Source organism: Herbidospora sp. NBRC 101105 (assembly GCF_030269205.1).
GTDB classification, from domain to species: domain Bacteria; phylum Actinomycetota; class Actinomycetes; order Streptosporangiales; family Streptosporangiaceae; genus Herbidospora; species Herbidospora solisilvae.
The window spans coordinates 513324-535453 of the sequence record NZ_BSSX01000001.1; the positions used below are offsets into that span (position 1 = coordinate 513324).

The following is a 22130-nucleotide window of genomic DNA, read 5'->3' on the forward strand; positions in this document are numbered from 1 at the left end:
GTGCCCAGACTTGGAACTTTCGTGAGGTAGTCGCCTTGGACCGCCAGCAGGAATTCGTCCTCCGCACGCTAGAAGAGCGCGACATCCGGTTCATCCGGCTCTGGTTCACGGACGTCCTCGGTTTCCTGAAGTCCGTCGCCATCGCGCCCGCCGAGCTCGAAGGCGCGTTCGCGGAGGGCATCGGCTTCGACGGCTCCGCCATCGAGGGGTTCTCCCGCGTCTACGAGTCGGACATGCTCGCCAAGCCCGACCCGTCGACCTTCCAGATCCTCCCGTGGCGCAGCGAGACCCCCGGCGCGGCCAGGATGTTCTGCGACATCCTGATGCCCGACGGCTCCCCGTCCCACGCCGACCCCCGCTGGGTGCTCAAGCGCACCCTGGCCCGGGCCGCCGACATGGGCTTCACCTTCTACACCCACCCCGAGGTCGAGTTCTTCCTGCTCAGGAACCGCCCGGAGAAGGGCGTGCGTCCGGAGCCGATCGACGACGGCGGCTACTTCGACCACACCCCCCACAGCGCCGGCCACGACTTCCGCCGCAACGCGATCATGATGCTGGAGGCCATGGGCATCTCCGTGGAGTTCAGCCACCACGAGGGCGCCCCCGGCCAGCAGGAGATCGACCTCCGTTACGCCGACGCGCTGTCGACCGCCGACAACATCATGACGTTCCGGCTGGTCATGAAGGAGGTCGCGCTCGAACAGGGCGTCTGGGCCTCGTTCATGCCGAAGCCGTTCACCGAATACCCCGGCTCGGGCATGCACACCCACATGTCCCTCTTCGAGGGCGACCGCAACGCCTTCTACGAGCCCGGCTCCGACTACCAGCTCTCCAAGGTCGGCCGCTCCTTCATCGGCGGCCTGCTGAAGCACGCCGCCGAGATCACCGCCGTGTGCAACCAGTGGGTCAACTCCTACAAGCGGCTGTGGGGCGACACCGAGGCCATCGCCGGGGCCGGGGGCGAGGCGCCCTCCTACATCTGCTGGGGGCACAACAACCGGTCGGCCCTGGTGCGGGTGCCGATGTACAAGCCGCACAAGGGCGGCTCGACCCGCATCGAGTTCCGCTCGCTCGACTCGGCCTGCAACCCCTACCTGGCGTACGCGATGATCCTCGCGGCCGGCCTCAAGGGCATCGAAGAGGGCTACGACATCCCGGCCGGGGCCGAAGACGACGTGTGGGCGCTGACCTCGGGCGAGCGGCGGGCACTGGGCATCCACCCCCTGCCGCAGTCGCTCGACGAGGCGATCTCGGCGATGGAACACTCGGAGCTCGCGGCGGAGACGCTCGGGGAGCACGTGTTCGACTACTTCCTGCGGAACAAGCGGTCGGAGTGGCGGGAGTACCGGCGCCAGGTGACGGAGTTCGAGCTGGGGCGCTACCTGCCGGTGCTGTAGCAGGCCGGTCCGCGTCGTATGGTGTCGGGTGGGAGAGACCTGTCCCGCCCGACACCTTAGATCCGGAGCTGGCTCAGGACGTCGTCGAGCTGTTTCGCGTTGGACGCGACGTCGCCCGCGATCGCTCTGGAGTGGATGTTGGCGCTGACCAGGAAGGCGCCCGCCTCGTACGAGGTGTTGACCACGGTCCAGCCGTATCGCTTGAGCTTGTCCTTCACCCGATTTCCGGCTTCGTAAGCGTTCTTGCGGAGCGTTCGCCGCTCTTCGATGCCCGTGCTCATCCACTCGATGTCGAGAGAGATCCGATCCTCCGCGTCCTGCGCGGACAGTTGGACCCGAAGGCCGTTGGGCATCTCGCGGAAGGCCGACGACTTGTCTTCGTCCCAGGTGTAATTGGCGAGGTAGTCGGTTCTTATGGCGAGTTCCTCGACGAGAAGCTCGACCGAGGTGACGGCATCGGGGTTCAGCTCCGCTTCCCAGAGCTGGTGGAGTTCGAGGCTGACCTGCGCTATGTCGTTGCGTTCTCCTTGGGTGTGACGCGTGCAGCCGATGATCAGCCGTGCGAATCGATTGGGAATGGATTTCCAGTGTGGCGCTCTGATCTCCTTGGTCGCCGCGTGCACTCGCTCCAGCCAGTCTCTGTGCTGGTGGGCACCGGGTAACGGATCGTTTCCTGAGCAGAGGTAGAGAAAGGTCATCCCCAGGCCGTAGGCGTCGACCCCGGCGTGCCTGGTGGATGCGATCTTCTCGATCTGCTCCGGTGCCAGGTAGCCCGCCGATGTACTGCCATGCAGAACGGATTTCTCGTCGGACCCGGCGCCTCGATGCCAGGACAGGTCGAAGTCGAGGACCACGACCTCCCACTGTCCGTCGCCGTCCCAGAAATCCTTCAGCATGATGTTCGCCGGACGGAGGTCCCGATGCAGTACCCGTTCAGGAAGTCGGTGTGCCGAGAGAATGACCCCAGTGAGCTGCGAGGCGAACTTCAGGCAATCGGACCACTCCTCCAGCCCACCCGAACTTTTCGCTTGCGCAAGGTTGGCCCCGGGGATGAAGTCCATCACGACGAACGCCGGTATCTCCGAGGCTTCGATGTAGCCGACCATGCCACGGATTCCCCGCTTCCGGAGGATCGACATGGAACGGACGCCCCGGCGAAAACTTTTGAGGAGTTCACTTTCGTCCCGGATGTCCTCCAGGAGGACCTTGATGGCGACGAGGTTTCCTTCCGGGTCGTGAGCGGTGAAGACGTTGCCGAACGCGCCGCGTGTCAGCTTGCCCGTGATCGTGTATCCGAAGAGTTTGTTGTTCGGTTCCCGGTGAGTCACGAACCAGGCACGATGAATGGCCTCTTCGTATTCACGTAGGAAAGTCTCGTACTCCTTAGTTATCTCCCCGCCTGCTGAGTTCACCAGTTCCAGGGCATGGGAGTTCAGGGTCTTCCGCGCGTTCTCAGAGTCCCAGCGGGCCATGTCGCGCGGGGTGGGGAGTTCTCCGGTGGCGCCGGGGTTTCCGCGGTCGAGCAACACTGGGGGAGCCTCTTTCGGCTCCTCCGGGACGTGCCCAATGATGTCCTCGAAGAACTCTCGGACCTGGCCATGCTTACCGTCGTCGTCCTTGTAGCGAATGACACGTATCCCAGCGGACTCGGCCCATGCGTCCGTCTGGGCATCCCTGCGGGAGGTAAGCCAGAAGTGGCTGGGTGCTTCGATTCCCAACTTACCCAAGGTTTCCAGATGTCCGCCGACGGCGACGTCGTCGGCGGACATTCCGATGAACAGGTTCGTGAACATACTGAGTGTGCTCTTGAGAAGCAGCTGATAGGAGCCGCTCTTCATCAAGTATTTTAGTTCTTTGTGTGTGAAGACCCATGTCTTGACGTCATCGACGGTGCCATGCAGGTTCGCGACGAAACGACGTTTCGTCGCGAGGAGGTTCATGATGTTTCCGGCCTGACTGGCGGAGAACTCGGTGGCGTTGATCGATTTCTCGACCGCCGCGCGTGCTGCGAGCCCATCGATGTTAAGGCTGAATATTCCACGGATCGGAAGTTGCCAAAGGTATCTGTAGGCTTCGGGTGTGGGGGCGTTCTGGCTTGGTTGAAGTGCGTCTCGGATCACTTCTCGATAGGTGGTGGGGCCCAGAATTTGTTCCAATTGCTGAAACGCCACCCATGGACTCTTCTCGCGTTCGACGGAAATGAGAAGGTCACGCAGGCGGTTGGCGTCATCGTCGGGTGTTAGGTCCCGGGCCTTGCTTCTTCCCGCTTCGATGAGTAATTCCTTCAGGCCGTCCCAAGAAGGAAGGCCGGCTTCGACGCTCAGTCCGGCTCCGACCCAGGCGATGATGGGGCGAGTGCGCTCGCTGATAATGTTTCTCAGTGCTATATACGATTTTTGGTCGGTGTCAAAAGGCATACTTTTCTCTTTGTTGTCCGATGGGTAGATGGCAGAAAATATCCCAAATGATACATTTAGGTTTGCTCGAGAGGCTACAGGGGTGGCAGTACTCAGTGTTGTCGGCGTTGTGACGCTATGGGCAATTTTGTGATTATGTGCAGGCCGAAAAGAATGGCACGCTGGCTATGGGGCTGGGTATTCAAGTAATGGCTACGGGTGGCGATCCATTCGGTAGACAGGGTGACCTGAGGTGAGGCCGAGATCATGCCATCCAAAGCAAGAACGGGACCGTGTCGTGGGCGGCCTAGCAGAGGGCTGCGTCGAGTGCCTGGTTCGCGGTGACGGGACACCGGCGGGGAGCCCTTTTGCCTACGTCCGCGAGACGCCCTCGGTCGGCCAGCCAGACCCTCAGGCCCTCGCATAGGGATAGTTCACGCTCTGATCGTGCTGATATACCAGAGGATCGAACCGGCGACCGTGCCTACGCTGAGCAGCGCGCTGGCCGCGAACAGCAGCCGTCGCACCACCGTGTAGCTCAGCGGCGGCCGCCCTTCAGGCCTGGCGTGGGGCCGCCACGGTTCCCCCGCCGCCCCGTCGGCTCGACGTTCGCCGTTCAGGCCGGTCAGCCACGTCAGCAGGCCCGCGATCTCGTCCGGCTTCGGGGGCAGGCCCGAGGTCGTGTAGCGCACCTCCGACCCCCGGTTCGACAGGTCGCGGACCAGGTTCCCCATGCCCATCGTCGTCAGCCACGCCCGCGGGTCCTCCGACGCCCCCTGCCCGGTCGTCGTCCGGTCCAGCAGGTCTCCCTTGGTCACCACCACGGCGATCCGCCGCTGACGGCCCCCGTCCGCGCGCGTCGACAGCTCGTTGCGGACGCGGTGGACGGTGTCGGCCGGGTCCTCCCGTGAGGGCACCACGCCGCCGGCCGTCAGGACGTCGCGGTCGGCCGGGACCAGGCTGTCCTGGACGGCGGGCAGCGCGAACGGGTCGATCAGCAGGACCATCGTCTCCCCGTGGGCCAGGTAGCCCATCGCCTCGACCCGGCTTGCCCCGGTGTAGTGCTCCCCTGAAGGGTCGAACAGGTACAGGATGCGGGCCGAGACGTCGAGCATGACCGCCTTCGGCAGCTGGGTGCCGGTCTTGGTCATCGTCCCGGCCGCCAGCTGGTCACGCAGGCGGAGGAAGGTCTGCTCGTCGCCGTGGTCGACGAACCGGGCCCCGGCCGTCTCCCGCAGGGCGTCGACCGCCACCGCCAGGAAGGTCGTCTTGCCCGCGTCGGGTCCTCCCACCAGGGGGACGGGCTCCACGCGGACTTTTCCGATCTTGCCGGGCAACGTCCGGCCGCAGTGGGGGCACAGGGCCCGCAGCCGGTGGCGGCCGAGCAGGATCGTGGTGGGCAGCCGGGCGCCGCAGCGGCAGACGTGCCGGAACGCGCCGTTGCGGTCGGGGCGCAGTGCCCGGTGCCGGGCGCCGCACGACGGGCACGCGTAGACCGGCCGGTCGATGCGGGCGTAGCAGCCTGGGTAGGGGCAGGCCTGGAGGATGCGCCGCAGCAGCATCACCGACTGTTCCAGGCCGCGCAGCACGCCGGCGAACGCCAGCCAGGCCAGCAGGCCGGTCACCACCGTCACCAGGTAGGCGGCCGTGACCAGCAGCGCCACCACGGTCAGCGGCAGCAGCGCCGCCAGGAGGCCGGCCATGACCGCGAGCCAGAGGGGGAAGAGCACGTAGCGGCGCTCGTCCGACATCAGCAGCCTGGTCAGGGCGCGGACGAGCCGCCGGACCCGCCCGTCGACGAGGGGGACCGCCCCGGACAGGACCGACCACCAGTCCTGCCAGACCTGGGAGACCAGGTAGTGCCGGTAGGCGGGTTCGGCGCCCTCAGGCGGGGCGCGCACCCCCCGGTCGGGCAGCAGGACGCGGGCCGCCGTCGTGAAGTACGCCCCCAGCGCCCCCAGCACCGCCACCGCCACGGTCACGGCGAAGACCACCGGGAAGACGAACGCGAAGGCCGCCCACATGGCGAGGAGCCAGAAGCCGGCGAGGACGAGCCACCACATCTACCGTTCTCCGCGCCCGAACAGCCGTCGCCGCTGGCCGGCCAGTTCCCGCAGGCCGGCGGCCAGTTCGGCGTCCTGTTTGAAACGGGCCTCCATCGAGCCGAAGCGGCCCCAGTTGTTGACCTCCGAGCGGGCCCAGGCGTCCAGGCGGGGTTCGATCACCCCGGCGACGCGCATCCTGATCGCGATCTCCAGGAGGGCCATCTGCTGGTCGCGGTTGCGGCGGGGTTTGAGCCATTCGGGGATCAGCCAGCGGCGGGTGGCGTCGGTGACGGCCTTGGCGACCGTCGAGCGGAAGCGGGGGTCGCGGGTGGCGAGCACCTTCGCCGCCGTCGCCCGGGTCAGTTCGGCGAGTTCGGCGTTGCCCTCCCGGGTCAGGTCGGTGAGGCGGTCGATCGCGCTCGCGGCGTCCACCGGGGTGGGGGCCGACGGCAGGCGGGCGGCGATCAGGGTGGCCTCGGCGTCGTCGGCGGGGTAGCCGGGCAGGCCGTCGCGGACCCGTTCGGCCAGCGCCAGGGTCTCGCCGCTGGACAGGCCCGCCTTCACGAAGGCGCGGCCGGGGAGTTCGCCCAGGGTCGGGCTGGCGTCCATGCGGGGGCCGAGGAGGTCGACCAGGCGGCCGATCTCGCCCGGCGTCGGCTGCGTGGTCCAGAGCGACGGGAGGACCTGCTCGCGGAAGCCGTCGAACGCGCGGTCCATGAGCTCGGCCGTGGTCTCGACGCGGTCGCGGCCACCGTGCAGCGTCTGCCAGCGCAGCACGGCGACGCCGGTGCGGGGGGCGCGGCGCCAGTCGCGGCGGGCCCCGGCGAGCAGGCCGCACAGGGTGGTGCTCACCTCGCCGGGGGCGGCCTCCAGCCCGGCCACGTATCCGGCGATCACCACCTCGCGCCAGGACGAGGGCACGCGGGCCAGTTCGGCCGCCGCCTCCTCCTGGTTTCCGGGCACGGCCCGCGCCGCCGCCGACTCGACCTCGGCCGGGTCGACCGGCAGGTCGCAGGCGTCGGCCACCCGCGTGATCCCGGCCACCTGGGCGGGGGTGAGGGCCGACCGCAACGCGGCGGTGGCCTCGGCTCCGAGCGCGGACGCGTGGCCGGGGGGCGGGAGCCGTACCGGCAGCGGCAGTGCCGGGTCGCGCAGCGCGAGCGACACGCACCGGGCCGCGCCCTCGGCGGCGTGCACGGCCACCGCGGCGGCCAGGTCGTAGGTCAGCAGCCCGGCCTGGGACGCCAGCCGCTGCCACGCCCAGTCGGGCAGGCCGGGCGCGGAGAGCCGGGCGATCGCGCTCTGCTCCTCGGGGGAGACCGTGTGGTCGCCCCGGCAGAGCGCCAGCAGCGCCGCCGCCGTCTCGGGGTCGTCGCCCAGTTCGCCGAGCGCGTCGAGCCCGTCGAGGTCGCCGCGCCGCCAGAACCCGGCGACCGTCCCGGCGAAGCGCCCGGTGCGCACCGGCGCGGGCGGCTCGTCGAGCCGGACGACGGTCGCGTCGACGTCGGGCGGGATCCACACGCCGGGGGTGGTCCCGGCGATGACCTGCCCCGACGAGGCGGGGTCGGCCGTGTACGTCGTGAACGACAACCGGATCGCCGACGCCCACGGCAACGAGAACGAGATCACCGCGATCCACCGCACCACCTCGGCCACGTCGGCGCTGACCAGCACCAGCCGCCCGTGCCCCCGGGTGAGGAACAGCCGCACCGCCTCCAGCAGCCCGCCGAGCCGCACATAGGCGTCAGGGCCGAGGGCGGCCAGCCACGCCACCAGCCCCTCGGGGTCGAGGAAAGGACCGGCGGACGGCTCCAGCGCCGGCAGTTCGAAGCTTTCGGCAGGCGCGGAGGCCCACCAATCAGCCTCCCAGCACTCGATGGGCCGCAGCCCGACCAGCTCTCCCTCGCCCGGCACCACCGCGTGCGCCAGGAAGTTCCCATATCGTCCGGAATAGTCCTGGCCCAGGTAGACGCACCGGGCGAGCACCCCGGACCCGTAGGACATCGCGACCGGCAGCGCGGCGATCTCGGCGGGGGTCGGCGCGAGCGGGGCGTCCGGCGGCGGCTGGTAGACCAGGTAGGGCGCGCTGCGCTCCCGCAGGACGGGCGGCAGGCCGGGGGTCTCGGCGGTCACCTGGAACCCCGACCGGCCCGAGGGCCCCGATTCGGCCGACGTGTAGTGGAGCTGCCAGGCCATGACCTACCTCCGCACGCCGTCGAGCATCTTGAACCGGTGCAGGAGCCAGAGCAGCGGATCCTCCACCCGATAGGGGCGGATGCCGCCGGGACCGACCTCGGCCTCCCCGGGCACCTCGCCGAGCGACGACAACGCGAAGAACGCGAAGTCGGCGTAGTTCTGCCGCAGGTAGCGGTCGAGCCCCCCGGCCTGCCAGCTCTCCAGCAGGGCCCGGACCTGCTCGTGCACGCCCTCGTGGTCGTCGAGGTCGAAGGCCCCGGAGGGGGTCCGCGACCGGTGCAGCGCCGAGGACGTCTCGCGCCGCAGTGCGTCGATCTTGCTGAGCGCCACCGCCACGGGGATCCTCAACGGCCCGTCTCCGGTACGCAGCAGCTCCGTCACCCGGGCGATCACGTTCACCGGGTCGCTGTCGGGGTCGTCCGACGGCTTCTGCAACGAGGAGGGGTCGACCAGGAACACCACGGCGTCGGCGGCCCGCAGGTAGCGCAGATGCCGTTCGGTCACCTCGCGGCTGCGCAGGTCCTCGCCGGCCGTGTCGAACAGCACCAGCGTCAGCGCCGCCCGGCGGCTCCGGAACCGGCCCTTCACGGTCCGGGTCAGCAGGTAGACGAGCGGGTCGCGCAGGGTGTCGGTGACCGCCGACTGGGTGGCCCGCAACAGCCGGTGCTCCCCGAAGAGGGGGCGGGCGAAGTCGCGGCGGTAGCGCTCGATCGTCCGGTCGTCGCACGGCACCAGCGACGCGTCGAGCTCGGCGCCGACCCGGTTCATCAGCTCGTGCAGCAGCACCGCGATGTACGTGCTCTTGCCCGACCCCTTCGCGCCCACCAGGGCGACGATCCGGCCGGGGTTGGCGCAGTACTCGGCGGCCAGCCCGCTGTGACACTCGGGGCAGACCCGCCGCCCGGTGTCGCGCCCGCACGTGGGGCAGTCGGCCCGCCGTCCCGGCCGCTGCACCTGGAAGACCGGCGGCAACGACGGGGGAGCGCCGCCGCGCAGCCGTCCGAGGAGCTCGTCGGCCACGGGCTCGCAGCCGCCGGAGCACCGGAACGCGATCCGGTCCTCGGCCACCCGGGCGAAGCAGTAGGGGCAGGTGATCATGACCCCACCTTGAGCCGTCGCACCGGCGGCCCGACCAGCTCGACGCCGGGGGCGAAGCACTTCAGCCAGTACGGCTTCGCCCGCCGGGGCGCGGCGATCTCGAACCGGGCGGGGGTGCGCACCTGCGTCCACTCGGCCAGCACTGTGCCCTGGTCCTCCGACAGCGGCTCCACCCGCCCCGGCCGCAGCACCAGCGCCAGCCGGGCCAGCGTGACCGGCCGCTCCGCGTCGACCTCGACGACCAGCCGCCGCCGCCAGAACGGCCCGGTCCGGGACAGGTCGTACCGCACCGGCGTGGCGGCCTCCAGCGACCGGGACAGGCCCGGCCCGCGCAGCCGCACCCCGCCCACCAGCGCCGTCGGCACCACCTCGACCGTCACCGGCTCGTCCTCGGCCACGTCGACCCGGATGCCGCCCTGCGCCCGGTAGGACGCCGCGCTGACCAGCGTCGCCGTGCCGTTCACCACCACCTCGACCTCGGGCACGTCGGCCGGCCAGTCGAGCCCGACGTGGACCGTCCGGCCGAGGCGCTCGGCGGTCACCGAGCGCGGCGGGGTCAGGTTGACGTGCTCCCTGGCGCCGCCGATCGTCGCCAGGTCGCCCGCCACGGTCACCGCCAGCAGCACCCCCGACCCCGCCCTGACCAGGTGGCCGTCGGGTGCGGGCAGCACCGCCAGCGGGCGGCCGGTGGCGCGGACCTCCGCGAGGGAGACCGTGGTGCCGTAGGGCCAGGGCGGAGCGGTCTCCAGCAGCCGGAACTCCACGTGCCCGGCGGGCGGCGGCGCGCAGCGCAGCAGCACCTGGCCGTCGGGCGCGGGCTCGACGGTGAACGTCTCGACGGGCACCGGCCGGGCGTGCGGGGTGGCGCGGGCGCGGACCCCGGCCGTCGTCACGCCGCCCGAATAGACCGCTTTGACGAGGTAGACGTATCCGGTGCCGTTGCGCACCCTCCGGTCGGCGAAGCCGTCGCCGTCGATGTCGATCGGCGTCCCGTCGCGGGTCACCACGACTCCGGCCGCCAGGGGAGGCCGGGTCCAGCGGCCGGTCACCACGCCGTCGCCCGCCCGCACGTGCACGTCGGCGACCTCGGGCCGCACCGTGACGGGCGGTGCGGTCGTCACGCGGGCGGCGGCGGCGCCCCGGCGGGCCACCACGCCGTAGACGACCGGCTCGTCGACCGGCGGCGCGGGGTCGGTCACGCGGAACGGCTCGCCGCCGTCGATGGGAACACCATTTCTCAGGATTTCGTACGATATTTCGCCCGCCTTCGACCTCGACGGCCGCCACGTCACGACCACCGACGCGTCGTCGGCCGTGGCGCTCACGTCCTCGGCGGGCAGCGGGGCCAGCCTCCGTTGCAGGTCGGCCGCCCCGGGCAGGTCGGGCACCCGGCGGAGCGCGTCGGCCAGCGCGAGCCAGGCCTCGTCGGGGTCGCGGGCGGCCAGCGCCTTGTCCCGCAGCGCCTCGGCGGCGGCCAGCCGGGCCCGGATCTCGGCCGCCAGCTCCGCGCCGGGCCCGTCGAGCCCGGTCAGGGTCGCGGCCAGGTCGGCGGCGGCGTGGATCTCCCCGGCGTCGGCCAGCTCCCGCAGCCTGGCCAAGGGGCCGCCCGCGACGCCGGTCTCCTGCCGGACCGCGAACACCAGCCGCCGCGCCTCGGCGGCGTCGAGCCCCAGGTCGTCGACGGCGTGGCGGAGCAGGGTGTCGTCGTAGGGGTGCTCGCGCACCCGTTCGCGCAACCGGGTCACCAGGTCGTAGCGGATCAGCGCCGCCGGGTCGGACCTCAGCGCGGTCAGCAGCGTGTCGGCCGCCGTCGTCCACGGGCCCCGCGTCCGCCGCCGCCAGTCGGCCTCCACCGCCGCGAGCGGCAGGCTCGCCGGCCGCAGCACCCGGTAGGGCCCCGCCTCGCCGAGCACGAAGGCGGCCAGGTGCCGCACCCCCAGCGTGTCGAGCGCGTCCCTGACCCGGTCGTAGGCGGCATAGGGCGAGACGGCCGGCAGCGCCTCCGGTGCGCCGACGGCGATGCCCAGTTCCCGGGCCAGCGGCCCCAGGTCGCAGCCGGTCGAGCGGGCGATGCCGTCGGCCACCTCCGGCGTGACCATCCGCAACCGCCCGGCCGCGTCGTCGAGCCGCCGCCGGGCCTCCTCCAGCCTGGCGCGGTCGCGGGCCCCGGCCTCGGCCAGCGCGCCGCGCAGCGGTCCGAGGTCGCCGCCCGCCGCCGCGTCGAAGACGGGGGCCAGCCGGGCGTGGTCGGCTTCGAGCCGGTCGACGAGCCGCCGGAACTTGAGCTGGCCGCGCTGCCGCCGCCAGCACTGCCGCACGGCCCTGACCGTGTCGCCGACGTCGGCGAGGTCGTGGCCCAGGGCGTACCGGACCAGCAGGTCCTCAGGCGGAGCGCCCGCCGCGCGGGCCGGATCGAGCACCTCCCGCACGTAGCGGGCCTCGTCGAAGGGCATCGGCGGGTCAGCTGACCGTCAGGTGCGACAGGCTCGCCCGCGACTCGGCGACGTCCTCCTCCGTCATGCCGCCGATCTGCACGTTCAGGTCGAGCTGCCGGCCGGTCTCGTGCTCGCGCGCGGTCACGTGGAGCAGCCCGGAGGTGTCGAGGGTGAACGTCACCTCGATCGGGAACCCGGCCGGTTTGCCCGGCGGGATGGCCAGGTCGCCCTCGGCGATCCGGTTGTTGTCCTCGACCGCCTCCGACGCCTCGGCCCCGGCCTGCTCCATCACCTCGATGGCGACCCGGGTCTGGAAGTCGTCGAGGGTGGCGAACCCCTCGGTCACGTCGGCGGGCAGCGGGTCGTTGGCCTGGACCAGGTGGGCGACGTACTCGCGGCGGGTGTTCACCGAGACGGCCTTGATGCCGAAGGCCCGCGACGCGACGGTCTTGATCGTGCGCCCGGCGATGCGCTGCCGCTCGCCCGAGCTGAGGCCCGCGCGGGCGGCCATCTCCTCGGCCTGTTCGCGGGCTCCGCCCGCCAGCAGTCGCCGGTACGTCTCCTCGAAGGCGTACAGGGCCGCGCCCTTGGCCACCGCGAGGTCGGGGTCCTGCAACCGGGGCTGCACCCCGAGCTCCTTGGCCAGCGTCTCGGCCACCGACGGCATCTTCGCCGACCCGCCCACCAGCACCAGGTGGTCGAACGACTCCACGCCCTTCGTCCGGGCGGTCGCCAGGGTCCGGCGGGTGATCTCGACCGTGCGGTCGAGCAGGTCGCGGGTGAGCCGCTCGAAGTCCTCGCGCGACACCTCGGCCTTGGCCACCCGGCCGTCGTGCATGACCCGGACGGTGTGCTTCGTGCGCGAGGTGAGGGACTTCTTCAGTTCCTCGGCGTCGCGGCGTAACTGCTGCTCGGTCTGCTTGTCGTCGAGCGGGTCGGTCACGTCGGGGTGTTCCAGCCGGAACCGTTCGGCCAGCAGCTCGACCAGGCGGTCGTCCCAGTCGGCGCCGCCCAGCTCGTGGTCGCCGTCGGTGCAGACGACCTCGATGTCGCCGCCGGTCAGGGTGATGACGGTGGTGTCGAAGGTGCCGCCGCCCAGGTCGTACACGAGGATCCGGCAGTCCTCGCCCGGGTTGAGCACGCCGTAGGTGATCGCGGCGGCGATCGGCTCGGAGATGATGTCGATCACGTTGAGCCCGGCGATCCGCCCAGCCTTGCGGGTCGCGTCGCGCTCGGCCGCGCCGAAGTAGGCCGGGACGGTGATGACGACGTCCTCGACGCGGGAGCCGGTGGCCATCTCGGCGTCGGCGGCCAGCTTGCGCAGCACGAAGGCCGAGATCTCCTCGGGCGTGTAGGGGCGGCCGTGCATGGTGCGGGTGACGTCGAGGCCCATGTCGCGCTTGATCCGGCTGACCACCAAATCGGGTTCGAGGACCGCGCTGTCCTTGGCGGTCTGGCCGACCACGACGTTGTCGGGGGTCTCGAAGAACACCACCGAGGGGGTCGTGTCGGCGTCTTCGGCGTTGCGGTGGACCGTCGGCCGGCTCACGTCGTCGACGCTCGCGATGCAGGAGTAGGTGGTGCCCAGGTCGATGCCGTGCACGGCCATCAGTCGATCTCCTCTTTTCCTATGACGACCCCCGCCTTGCGCAGCACCCGCTCCCCGGAGCGGAACCCCTCGCTGACCACGCTCACGACCGTGTTCGGCGGACCTTCGGCCGTGCCCGCGGGCCGGTGGAGCGCGGGGTCGTAGGCGTCCCCCTCGGCCACCTCGATCCGGTCGGCGCCGGTCCGGGCCAGCACCTCGGCGACCTCCTCGGCGATGGCCTCCAGCAGGGCGCGCGAATGGCCCGGCTCCAGCCGGGCCGCCTCGCGGGTGACCGTGTCGTGGAGCCGGTAGAGGCCGTTGCGGACCGGGGTGAGCGCCTCCTGGAGCAGACCGTGGCGCAGTTCCTGGTTCTCGGCGTGCAGCCGGTCGATGATCTGCTCGCGGTGGGCGGCGCGTTCGTGCTCCCGTCCGACCTCCTCCGTGAGTCGCGCCAGGGTCGCCGCGAGATCGGAGGTGAGGTCGTGCTCAGGAAGCATGCGAATCCCGTCATGTGATCCGGAGGCCTGGCGCCGTCCACAGTTTCAGGAAATTTCCTGCGGCGCGCAACAGAAATGGCTATTGCCGTATATCGGTGAGACGTTCGACCAGAACCCGTACACAGCGCGGATCGAACGCGATCGTGTAGTGGTTGCAGTCGGGCACCACCTCGTCGGTGAGCGCGGGCAACTCCGCGCGCCAGGCCTCCGTCAGGGGGTCGGGGAGCAGGCCCACCTCCTGGTTCAGCAGCCCGCGAGGGGCTCTGATCAGCGACAACGGGTGGGCGATGGCGTGCAGGGCCGCGCTGATGGCGTCCGTCTCCGACAACAACCAGCGGCCGTCGGTGCGGACCGCCTCCTCGACCGCGCGCGACCGGACCCCGCCCTCGACCGGCAGGACGTCGTAACGGACATAGCGCTCGACGGCCGGCGACCAATCCTGCAAGGCAGGGTGTTGTTGAAAAAAGGCGACATAAGAATCTTCATCGGGAAATATCTGGCTAAGTCGGGTGAGGGCCGGGCCGAGGGTCGCCTCCAGCGTCTGGTCGACGTCCCGGCCGGGCGGCAGGGGGAGCGGCAGGCCGCCGTCGACCAGCACCGTCTTCGCGTAGGTCCGCTGGACGGAGTGCAGCACGGCCACATAGGCGCCCATCGAGTGGCCGGTCAGCACCGTCGTCTCGTCGGCGCCCAGATGCTCGGCGACGCGCCCCACGTCGTCGGCGTGCGCCCGCAGCCCGAAGGGGCCGGGCACGTCGCGGCTGTGGCCCCGGCCGCGCAGGTCCATCGCGGCCAGCGTCCAGCCCTCGGGGAGGGACTCTCCGACGGCCGCCCAGGCCATCAGCGACGCGGTGATGCCGTGCACGGCGATGATCAGGCGGGGGCCGGCGCCGAACCGGGCCAGGCGGAGTTCGCCGCCGGGCACGGGGACGTTCTCTACGTACATCCCGCCATCCTGTCCCACGAACGCGCCTGTTTATGCTCGGGGGGTGAGTGCGCGCGTGACCGTGATCGAACACGAGGCCGAAGCCGGTTTGGGCTACTTCGCCGGGTGGCTCGGTGACGTGGTCGTCCACCGGCCCTACCTGGGCGACGCCCTGCCCGACGACCCCGGCGACGGCCTGCTGGTCCTCGGCGGCGCGGCGTCGGCGTGGGACGACGAGAACCACCCGTGGTTGCCCGCCACCCGGGCGCTGCTGCGCGCCGCGGTCGAGCACGAGGTGCCGACCCTCGGCGTCTGCCTGGGCGCCCAGCTCATGACCCTCGCATGTGGCGGCCAGGTTACGCGCGGCGGAAACGGCCTCGAAGTCGGGCTCGGCCAGATCGTGCCGGTGGCGGACGACCGGCTGCTCGGCCATCTGACCGGCCCGGCCCCGGCGATCCAGTATCACCAGGACGCGATGACCGTCCTTCCGGACGGAGCGGTGCTGATCGCCACAGGCGCCCAGTATCCCCACCAGGCGTTCCGTATAGGGCATAACGCGTGGGGGGTGCAATTCCACCCGGAGGCCACTCCGGCCATTTTCGCGCAATGGACGACGGAGTTGACAACACACCCCGCCGAAGAGTTGAACGAGCAGGTCAGTGCGGCCGAAGCTGGTCTGGTGGCCGCATGGAGGCCGCTGGCCGAGGCGTTCGCGGCGGTCGTCGCGGAAAACGCGCGTAGTGGCTCGATTACGGTCCGAAACCACTAACGACGTCGCACAAGCCGTGGGGTTACCGTGTGCGAAAGTTTGCGACACGGCCATGAAACTGAGAAACGCGGGGTAACAGGTCAAGTGGTCATGTCGCGAGGATTCCTCCTGGAAAAGGAAGACCATTGCGCATTGACGTCGCGGACATCGAGGCGGAGGAAGGACCGGTGAACGCCGCGTTCCGGATGCAGACCACCGCCGGGCGCCTGGCCCGCCTCGGATTCGCCGATGGCGCCAGGGCCGAACGGCTGCTGGACGCGCTCGGCCCCGAGGCCGTCGCCGACTTCGACCTCCTCGACGACCTGGTCTCCGCCGCCGACCCCGACCTCGCCCTGACCTCGCTGAGCCGGCTGGTCGAACGCGACCCGAGCGTGCTCGGCGCGCTGCGTGCCGACCCCGGCCTGCGCCGCCGCCTGCTGCGGGTGCTCGGCCTGAGCGCCGCCCTCGGCGACCACGTGGTCCGCCACCCCGAACACGTCACCGGCCCCGACCCGGAAGAACCGCTGACCCACCGCGAGGAGCTGCTGTTCGCCGTCGGCGCCGACCCCGCGCGGCCCGAGCCGGTCGCCTCGGGCGAGCACGCCCTCGACGCCCTGCGCGCCTCCTACCGGGGCCGCCTGCTGCACCTCGCCGGGCTCGACGTCACCGGCGTGCTGACCCTCGCCGAGATCGCCGCCGAGTTGTCCGACCTGGCCGCCGCCGCCCTCGACGCCGCCCTGGCCATCGCGCGCGCCGAGACCCCCGGCTGGGAGCAGGCCCGGCTGGCCGTCATCGGCATGGGCAAGTGCGGCGCCCGCGAGCTCAACTACATCTCCGACGTCGACGTCGTCTTCGTGGCCGAGCCGAAGGAGGGCGTCGACGAGGCGCTGGCCCTGAAGTCGGCGACCAAGCTGGCCCAGGCCATGATGCGGGCCTGCTCGACCAGCACCCCCGAGGGCTCGTTGTGGGAGGTCGACGCCGGGCTGCGCCCCGAGGGCAAGATGGGCCCGCTGGTCCGCACCCTCGACAGCCACCTCACCTACTACCGCCGCTGGGCCAAGACCTGGGAGTTCCAGGCCCTGCTGAAGGCGCGGCCGGTCGCCGGCGACATGGAACTCGGCGCGGAGTACGTCGAGCTCGTCAACGACATGGTGTGGGAGGCGGCCGCCCGCGAGAACTTCGTGGAGGACGTGCAGGCCATGCGCCGCCGGGTCGAGGCCCACGTACGGGGCTCGGAGGCCGAGCGGCAGATCAAGCTCGGGCCCGGCGGGCTGCGCGACATCGAGTTCGCGGTGCAGCTCCTCCAGCTCGTCCACGGCCGGACCGACCCGCTGCTGCGCCGCAAGGCCACCCTGCCCGCGCTGGCCGCCCTGTCGCGCGGCGGCTACGTCGGGCGCGACGACGCCAAGGCGCTGGCCGAGGCCTACTCGTTCCTGCGCCACGTCGAGCACCTGCTCCAGCTCCACCGGCTGCGGCGCACCCATGTCGTGCCGTCCGACAGCGCCGACCTGCGCCGGATCGGCCGGGGCCTGGGCATGGTGACCGACCCGGTCGGCGAGTTCACCACGACCTGGAAGCGCCACGCGCTGGAAGTGCGGCGGCTGCACGAGAAGCTCTTCTACCGCCCGCTGCTCCAGGCCGCCGCCCGGCTGCCCTCCGAGGAGGCCCGCTTGTCGACGTCGGCCGCCCACGTGCGGCTGGAGGCGCTCGGCTACGCCGACCCGTCCGGGGCCCTGCGCCACATCAGCGCGCTGACCAGCGGCGTCTCCCGGCGCGCGGCGATCCAGCGCACGCTGCTGCCGGTCATGCTCGGCTGGTTCGCCGACGCCCCCGACCCCGACGCGGGCCTGCTCGGCTTCCGCCAGATCAGCGACAAGCTCGGCGCCACCCCCTGGTACCTGCGCATGCTCCGCGACGAGACGGCCGTGGCCGAACGCCTGGCCCGGCTGCTCGGCACCTCACGCTACGTCACGACCCTGCTCCAGCACTCACCCGACGCGGTGGCCATGCTCGGTTCGGCCTCCGACCTGGCCGTCCGCCCGGTCGAGGCCCTCCACGCCGAGGCCAACGCGGCCGTCGCCCGCTACGGCCAGGACGCCGAGTCGTCGGTGGCGGCGGTCCGCGCGCTGCGCCGGCGCGAGCTGTTCCGGGTGGCCTGCGCCGACCTCGGCGGCCACCTCGACATCGAGGGCGTCGGGCAGGCGCTGTCGGAGCTCAACGACGCGACCATCGAAGGCGCGCTCAACGCGGCCGTCCGCAAGGTGACCGAGGAACGCCGGGGCGAGTTCCCGACCAGGATGGCGGTCATCGCGATGGGGCGGCTGGGGGGCTTCGAGTGCTCGTACAGCAGCGACGCCGACGTCATGTTCGTGCACGCCCCGCTCCCCGGCGCGGAGGAGAAGGACGCCACCGACGCCGCCCACGCGGTCGCCGAGGAGCTGCGCCGCCTGCTGATCCTCCCGACGCCCGAGCCGCCGCTGGCCGTCGACGCGGGCCTGCGCCCCGAAGGCCGCCAGGGCCCGCTGGTCCGCACGCTCTCCTCCTACCGCGCCTACTACGAACGCTGGTCGTCGCCGTGGGAGGCCCAGGCGCTCCTGCGGGCCCGCTTCTGCGCCGGCGACTTCGACCTGGGCACCGAGTTCACGGCCCTGATCGACCCGCTGCGCTACCGCGAAGAGGGCCTGGCCCCCGACGCGCTGCTGCAGATCCGCAAGCTGAAGGCCCGGATGGAGGCCGAACGCCTGCCCCGCGGCGCCGACCCGACCCTCCACACGAAGCTGGGACGCGGCGGCCTGTCCGACGTGGAGTGGGTGGCCCAGCTCCTCCAGCTCCGCCACGCGGGCACGGTCCCCGCCCTGCGCACCACGCGCACCCTCGACACGTTGCGCTCGGCGGTCGGCGAGGGACTGCTGGACGCGGCCGACGAGCAGACCCTCGCGGACGCCTGGCGCTTCGCCTCCCGCGTCCGCGACGCGATCATGCTGGTGAAGGGCCGGTCGGCCGACTCGATCCCCGGCCTGGTGCGCGAACGGGCCCTGGTGTCGCGGGCCCTGGGCTACCCGCCGGACGGGTCGGAGGACTTCATCGACGACTACCGGCGCACCACCCGCCGGGCGCGGGCCGTGGTGGAGCGGGTCTTCTACGAAGACTGATCACCGGAAACGGTCGAACGGATACCGCCTGCGCAGGGCGACCAGCACGGCGACGACCAGCAGCACCCCCAGCACCCCGACGGCCCCCCACCAGAACGGCACCTCGGCCCGCACCGTGGCCGCGCCGGTCGCGCACACGAGAGGCGTGTCGTCACCCGCCCGGGCGACGCACGCCACGGCCGTCAGCGGGCGGGCCCCCGCCTGCCCGCCCACGTCGACGGTGACCGTGAACCGGGCGTCCGCACCCGCGGGGATCCGGGTCGTCCAGTGCACGCCGTCGGCGACGAGCCGTCCTTCGGGACGCGCGGAGACGAGCACCAGGCCGGGCGCCAGGGCGTGGCTGACGTCGAGGGCCGGGGTGTCACCGGTGCCGAGATTGCGCACGGTCGTGGTGTACGTGACCCGGTCGCCGGGCCCGACGGTCTCGCGGTCGGCGTCGACAGTGATGGAAATCGAAGAAGGGCGCGCCGTTTCTTCCGAATACGTCATGGATTCCCCCGAATCGCCACCCGGAGTTTCCCGGGAATGAACGGCGACCAAGAATAGGACCGGGTAAATCCGCAGGTCCGGCGTTCGGCTCCGGTGGGGGACCGTATTTCGCGGGCACGAAGGGTGATCACCCGGTTGCGGTGCCGCCCGCAGGGGTGTATCACGGTCCAGTGGTGTCGTACTACGTAGATCTGGCCATCGGCCTGATCCTGGCGTTCCTGCTCTTATCCCTGCTCGTCAGCGGATTGAACGAGGGCATCGTCCGATTACTCGGCATCCGGAGCAAATTCCTCTGGGCCTACCTGCGCGACACCCTCGACGGCGGCGAGCAGATCCACCGGGTGAACGGGTTCCTCCGGTGGCTCGACCGCCGCCTGCGCGGGGTCACCGTGCTGGGCCGCCGGTTCCGCAGCACCCTCGCCGATCTGCTGCCGCCCGTCCGCAACTCCACGCGGTCCCGCCTGCCGGCGACCGTCCTGGGCGTCTTCGTGAAACTCCCCTTCGGCAAGGACCCCCGCCCCAAGTTCAGCCCCAGCCCCGCCCCGGTCGACATCGCCCCCGCGACCCCCGAGCAGGCCCCCGCCCACCAGGGCGAACCCTTCACCGACCTGCTCCACGAGCGGCTCCAGGAGATCGACGAGGCCCGACAGGGCAAGACCTCGATCGCCGAGATCCCCCCGTCCCGCTTCAGCGTCGCCCTCCTGGAGATCGCCAGCGAACGCGGCGGCGTCGACGCCCTGCTGGCCGAGCTGAAGCGCCTCGACTCCCCGCTCTACCGCCCGCTGGCCGGCCTGTGGGCCAAGGCCGGGGTCGACCTGGAGACGTTCCGCAAGGGCGTCGAAGAGTGGTTCGACGGCGAGATGGCACGCCTGACCGTGCTCTACCGCCGCTACGTGCGCGTCGCGGTCGGCATGCTGTCGCTCCTGGTCACCCTGCTGTTCAGCATGGACTCCCTCGAATACGGCAAGACCCTGCTCAACGACAGCGCCTATCGCTCGGCCATCGCCGCCTTCGCCGAACAGGGCGAGGAGGCCCTGGCCCCGATCAAAGACCAGTGCGCGCCCGGAGCCGACACCTACGAGTGCGTGACCGAGGTGCTGAGCACCCCGGCCTTCGTGAAGATCTTCACTCACGCCCCGGTGAGCGTGGAGATCCCCGGCACGGGAACCCCGGTGTGGAAATGGGGCGGCGGCGACTGGTGGGACCGGCTCAAGAGCCCGAGCCACTGGCCGGGCTTCCTGCTGACGCTGGTGGCGCTGCTGTTCGGCTCGTCGTTCTGGTGGGACATGCTCCGCCGCCTCACCGGCCTGAAGTCGAAGGTCCCGAACACCTCCCAGGGCTAAGCCATGACGCGGTGATTGCGTCACCCTATTATGGACGCATGTTGTACCCCACCCCGCGACCGACCGGCTCCGACGAGAGGGTGCTGGAAGAGATCGACCAGATGCGGGAGGCTTTGCGGCACCAGGTGCGGGCCGCCCCCGCCAAATGGACGGCGGGGATGCGGAAGTACCTCACCGCCGATCTGGTGGCCGCGTCGAACTCCATCGAAGGGTTCCGGGTCTCCACGGTCGACGTGGAAGACCTGTTCGCGGGGGAGCGCGACGTCGACGTCTCCGCCGTCGACCGGGAGGAGACTCTCGCCTACCAGCGCATGATGACCTACGTCCAGACGCTGCACGACGCCGCCGACTTCCGCTATGGAAAAGGGCTGTTCAACGGACTGCACTGGATGTTGCAGGGCCATCGGCACACCCCGCGCTCGCCCGCCGGCCAGTGGCGGCGCGGGCCGGTCTACGTCAGCGACGCCCGGGACCCCAGCATCGCCGCCTATACGGCGCCCGGCGCGGCGGACGTGCCCGCGTTGATGGCCGAGCTGGTCGACTGGCTGAACACCCCCGACGGCAGCCATCCGTTGGTCCGGGCCGCGATGGCGCACCTGCATCTCGTCTCGATCCACCCATGGGCCGACGGCAACGGGCGTCTGTCGCGGTCGCTGCAGACGCTCATGATCGGCCGGGAGGGGGTGCTGGCGCCGGAGTTCTCCTCCATCGAGGCGTGGCTGGGCCGCCCGGGAAACACCTGGGACTACTATCGCGAGCTGGCCGCCCGAGGCGCCGACTACCGGCCTGACCAGGACGTCTCGTCGTGGGTGCGGTTCAACCTGGTCGCCTATCACCAGCAGGCGCAGACCGTGGCGAAGCGGATCGAGCGGTCGGGCCGGGTGTGGGAGGCGCTTGAGGCGTTCGTCCGGGCGCTGGGCCTCGATTCCCGCATGGCCACGGCCCTGCACGACGTCGCCATGGAGGGCCGGGTGCGCCGCAGCCGCTACGAACAGGCCGAGGCCCTGAGCGTGCAGCAGGCGCAGCGGGATCTCCGTGACCTCACGGTCGCGGGCGTCATCGAGTCGGTCGGGCGGACCAGGGCCCGCTTCTACACCGTGGGACCCCGGTTTCCCGAGGAGGTACGCGAGATCGCCCGCGAGCCGTTCACGCTCATCGACCCCTACCGGCAGGCCTAGTCGAGCAGCGTCCGTTCCAGCACCGAGATCACCCAGTCGGCCCAGCGTTCCACGCCCCACCCCCGGTCGACCATCAGCGCGTGGATCGCCGGGGTGCTGAACAGCGCCCAGATCACGTCGGCCGCCTCCGCCGTCGGCACACGCAGCCCCGCTTCCAGCGACTCGGCGATCTTCGTCATGTCGGTCAGGCGGCGCTGCTCGTAGACCTGGTACGCCGCCCCGATCTCCGCGTCGCCGCCCGCCGCGACGTGGAAGGCGTGCATGAGCGGCAGGGCCTTCGGCATGCCCTCGACCACCACGTCGCGGAAGCGGCGCAGGGCGGCGTGCGCGTCGGGTGACTCCATGACCTCGCGCAGCGGGGCGCGCTCGATCACGGGGACGGGGGTGTCGTCGCCGGCGAGGGTGCGGTCGACGGCGGCGAGCAGCAGTGAGGCCTTGCCGCCCTGGCCGTAGACGGTCTCCACCGACACCCCGGCCCGGGCGGCGACGTCTTTCATGGTCGTCGCGGCATAGCCCTTCTCGACGAAGCACGCCGTGGCGGCCTCGATCACGGCGGCGTGGGTGCGCCGGGCCTGTTCCTCGCGCAGGGGCGAGCGGTAGCGCCTTGACGCGTCGGGTTTTTTGGCTACAGTCATCATGTATCCAA

The 22130-nt window shown here is 71.1% G+C and carries 15 protein-coding genes; 5 read left to right on the forward strand and 10 right to left on the reverse strand.

Features of this window, described 5'->3' with window-relative positions; translation table 11 throughout:
- Positions 1-35 precede the first annotated feature (35 nt).
- Positions 36-1397, forward strand: coding sequence for a gamma-glutamylpolyamine synthetase GlnA2 (glnA2, locus tag QSK34_RS02350; RefSeq protein ID WP_161480232.1), 1362 nt, complete (start codon positions 36-38; stop codon positions 1395-1397).
- 56 nt (positions 1398-1453) lie between these two features.
- Here the strand turns inward: glnA2 and QSK34_RS02355 are convergent, their stop codons facing one another.
- The 8 genes from QSK34_RS02355 to QSK34_RS02390 all read right to left on the reverse strand — a co-directional run bounded on the left by QSK34_RS02355 (position 1454) and on the right by QSK34_RS02390 (position 14595).
- On the reverse strand, positions 1454-3814 hold the full coding sequence (locus tag QSK34_RS02355) for a protein kinase domain-containing protein (RefSeq protein WP_285579347.1): 2361 nt from the start codon (positions 3812-3814) through the stop codon (positions 1454-1456).
- Positions 3815-4227: 413 nt separating this feature from the next.
- Entirely contained in the window at positions 4228-5856 is a 1629-nt protein-coding gene (locus QSK34_RS02360; protein ID WP_285579349.1) for a TRAFAC clade GTPase domain-containing protein, read from the reverse strand.
- The gene (locus QSK34_RS02365) at positions 5857-8034 is read right to left on the reverse strand and encodes a GAP1-N2 domain-containing protein (protein WP_285579351.1); all 2178 of its coding nucleotides are present in this window, start codon (positions 8032-8034) and stop codon (positions 5857-5859) included.
- 3 nt (positions 8035-8037) lie between these two features.
- Positions 8038-9132 carry a TRAFAC clade GTPase domain-containing protein gene (locus tag QSK34_RS02370; RefSeq protein ID WP_285579352.1) on the reverse strand — a complete coding sequence of 365 codons (1095 nt, stop codon included), beginning with the start codon at positions 9130-9132 and terminating at the stop codon, positions 8038-8040.
- Positions 9129-11585 (reverse strand): fibronectin type III domain-containing protein, encoded by a 2457-nt coding sequence (locus QSK34_RS02375; protein WP_285579354.1) that lies wholly within the window; start codon positions 11583-11585, stop codon positions 9129-9131. The genes QSK34_RS02370 and QSK34_RS02375 overlap by 4 nt, the downstream gene beginning before the upstream one ends.
- A 7-nt stretch (positions 11586-11592) precedes the next feature.
- A complete protein-coding gene (locus tag QSK34_RS02380; protein WP_285579356.1) occupies positions 11593-13176 on the reverse strand; it encodes an Hsp70 family protein in 1584 nt (527 codons plus the stop codon).
- A complete protein-coding gene (locus tag QSK34_RS02385) occupies positions 13176-13652 on the reverse strand; it encodes a nucleotide exchange factor GrpE (RefSeq protein WP_030450525.1) in 477 nt (158 codons plus the stop codon). The genes QSK34_RS02380 and QSK34_RS02385 overlap by 1 nt, the downstream gene beginning before the upstream one ends.
- Positions 13653-13731: 79 nt before the next feature.
- Positions 13732-14595, reverse strand: a complete 864-nt coding sequence (locus QSK34_RS02390) for an alpha/beta fold hydrolase (protein WP_285579358.1) — start codon at positions 14593-14595, stop codon at positions 13732-13734.
- A gap of 43 nt (positions 14596-14638) precedes the next feature.
- On the opposite strand from QSK34_RS02390, the gene QSK34_RS02395 reads away from it, so the two are divergent.
- Positions 14639-15343, forward strand: coding sequence for a type 1 glutamine amidotransferase (locus QSK34_RS02395; protein ID WP_285579359.1), 705 nt, complete (start codon positions 14639-14641; stop codon positions 15341-15343).
- A 185-nt stretch (positions 15344-15528) separates the two neighbouring features.
- Positions 15529-18474 carry a bifunctional [glutamine synthetase] adenylyltransferase/[glutamine synthetase]-adenylyl-L-tyrosine phosphorylase gene (locus tag QSK34_RS02400; RefSeq protein WP_285582008.1) on the forward strand — a complete coding sequence of 982 codons (2946 nt, stop codon included), beginning with the start codon at positions 15529-15531 and terminating at the stop codon, positions 18472-18474.
- Here QSK34_RS02400 and QSK34_RS02405 read toward each other — a convergent pair whose 3' ends face one another.
- The gene (locus QSK34_RS02405; RefSeq protein ID WP_285579361.1) at positions 18475-18963 is read right to left on the reverse strand and encodes a hypothetical protein; all 489 of its coding nucleotides are present in this window, start codon (positions 18961-18963) and stop codon (positions 18475-18477) included.
- A 173-nt stretch (positions 18964-19136) separates the two neighbouring features.
- On the opposite strand from QSK34_RS02405, the gene QSK34_RS02410 reads away from it, so the two are divergent.
- On the forward strand, positions 19137-20306 hold the full coding sequence (locus QSK34_RS02410; protein WP_285579363.1) for a hypothetical protein: 1170 nt from the start codon (positions 19137-19139) through the stop codon (positions 20304-20306).
- Positions 20307-20344: 38 nt separating this feature from the next.
- Entirely contained in the window at positions 20345-21484 is a 1140-nt protein-coding gene (locus QSK34_RS02415) for a Fic family protein (RefSeq protein ID WP_285579365.1), read from the forward strand.
- On the opposite strand, the gene QSK34_RS02420 is transcribed toward QSK34_RS02415, so the two are convergent.
- Positions 21481-22122 (reverse strand): TetR/AcrR family transcriptional regulator, encoded by a 642-nt coding sequence (locus QSK34_RS02420; protein WP_285579367.1) that lies wholly within the window; start codon positions 22120-22122, stop codon positions 21481-21483. The two genes, QSK34_RS02415 and QSK34_RS02420, sit on opposite strands and share 4 nt — an antisense overlap.
- Positions 22123-22130: the final 8 nt, after the last annotated feature.

What these genes read in the sequence shown, in the direction of transcription:
- QSK34_RS02355 (WP_285579347.1), bottom strand. Translation starts at nt 3,814, where the DNA reads ATGCCTTTTGACACCGACCAAAAATCGTATATAGCACTGAGAAACATT.
- QSK34_RS02360 (WP_285579349.1), bottom strand. Translation starts at nt 5,856, where the DNA reads ATGTGGTGGCTCGTCCTCGCCGGCTTCTGGCTCCTCGCCATGTGGGCG.
- QSK34_RS02365 (WP_285579351.1), bottom strand. Translation starts at nt 8,034, where the DNA reads ATGGCCTGGCAGCTCCACTACACGTCGGCCGAATCGGGGCCCTCGGGC.
- QSK34_RS02370 (WP_285579352.1), bottom strand. Translation starts at nt 9,132, where the DNA reads ATGATCACCTGCCCCTACTGCTTCGCCCGGGTGGCCGAGGACCGGATC.
- QSK34_RS02375 (WP_285579354.1), bottom strand. Translation starts at nt 11,585, where the DNA reads ATGCCCTTCGACGAGGCCCGCTACGTGCGGGAGGTGCTCGATCCGGCC.
- QSK34_RS02380 (WP_285579356.1), bottom strand. Translation starts at nt 13,176, where the DNA reads ATGGCCGTGCACGGCATCGACCTGGGCACCACCTACTCCTGCATCGCG.
- QSK34_RS02385 (WP_030450525.1), bottom strand. Translation starts at nt 13,652, where the DNA reads ATGCTTCCTGAGCACGACCTCACCTCCGATCTCGCGGCGACCCTGGCG.
- QSK34_RS02390 (WP_285579358.1), bottom strand. Translation starts at nt 14,595, where the DNA reads ATGTACGTAGAGAACGTCCCCGTGCCCGGCGGCGAACTCCGCCTGGCC.
- QSK34_RS02400 (WP_285582008.1), top strand. Translation starts at nt 15,529, where the DNA reads ATGCAGACCACCGCCGGGCGCCTGGCCCGCCTCGGATTCGCCGATGGC.
- QSK34_RS02405 (WP_285579361.1), bottom strand. Translation starts at nt 18,963, where the DNA reads ATGACGTATTCGGAAGAAACGGCGCGCCCTTCTTCGATTTCCATCACT.
- QSK34_RS02415 (WP_285579365.1), top strand. Translation starts at nt 20,345, where the DNA reads ATGTTGTACCCCACCCCGCGACCGACCGGCTCCGACGAGAGGGTGCTG.
- QSK34_RS02420 (WP_285579367.1), bottom strand. Translation starts at nt 22,122, where the DNA reads ATGATGACTGTAGCCAAAAAACCCGACGCGTCAAGGCGCTACCGCTCG.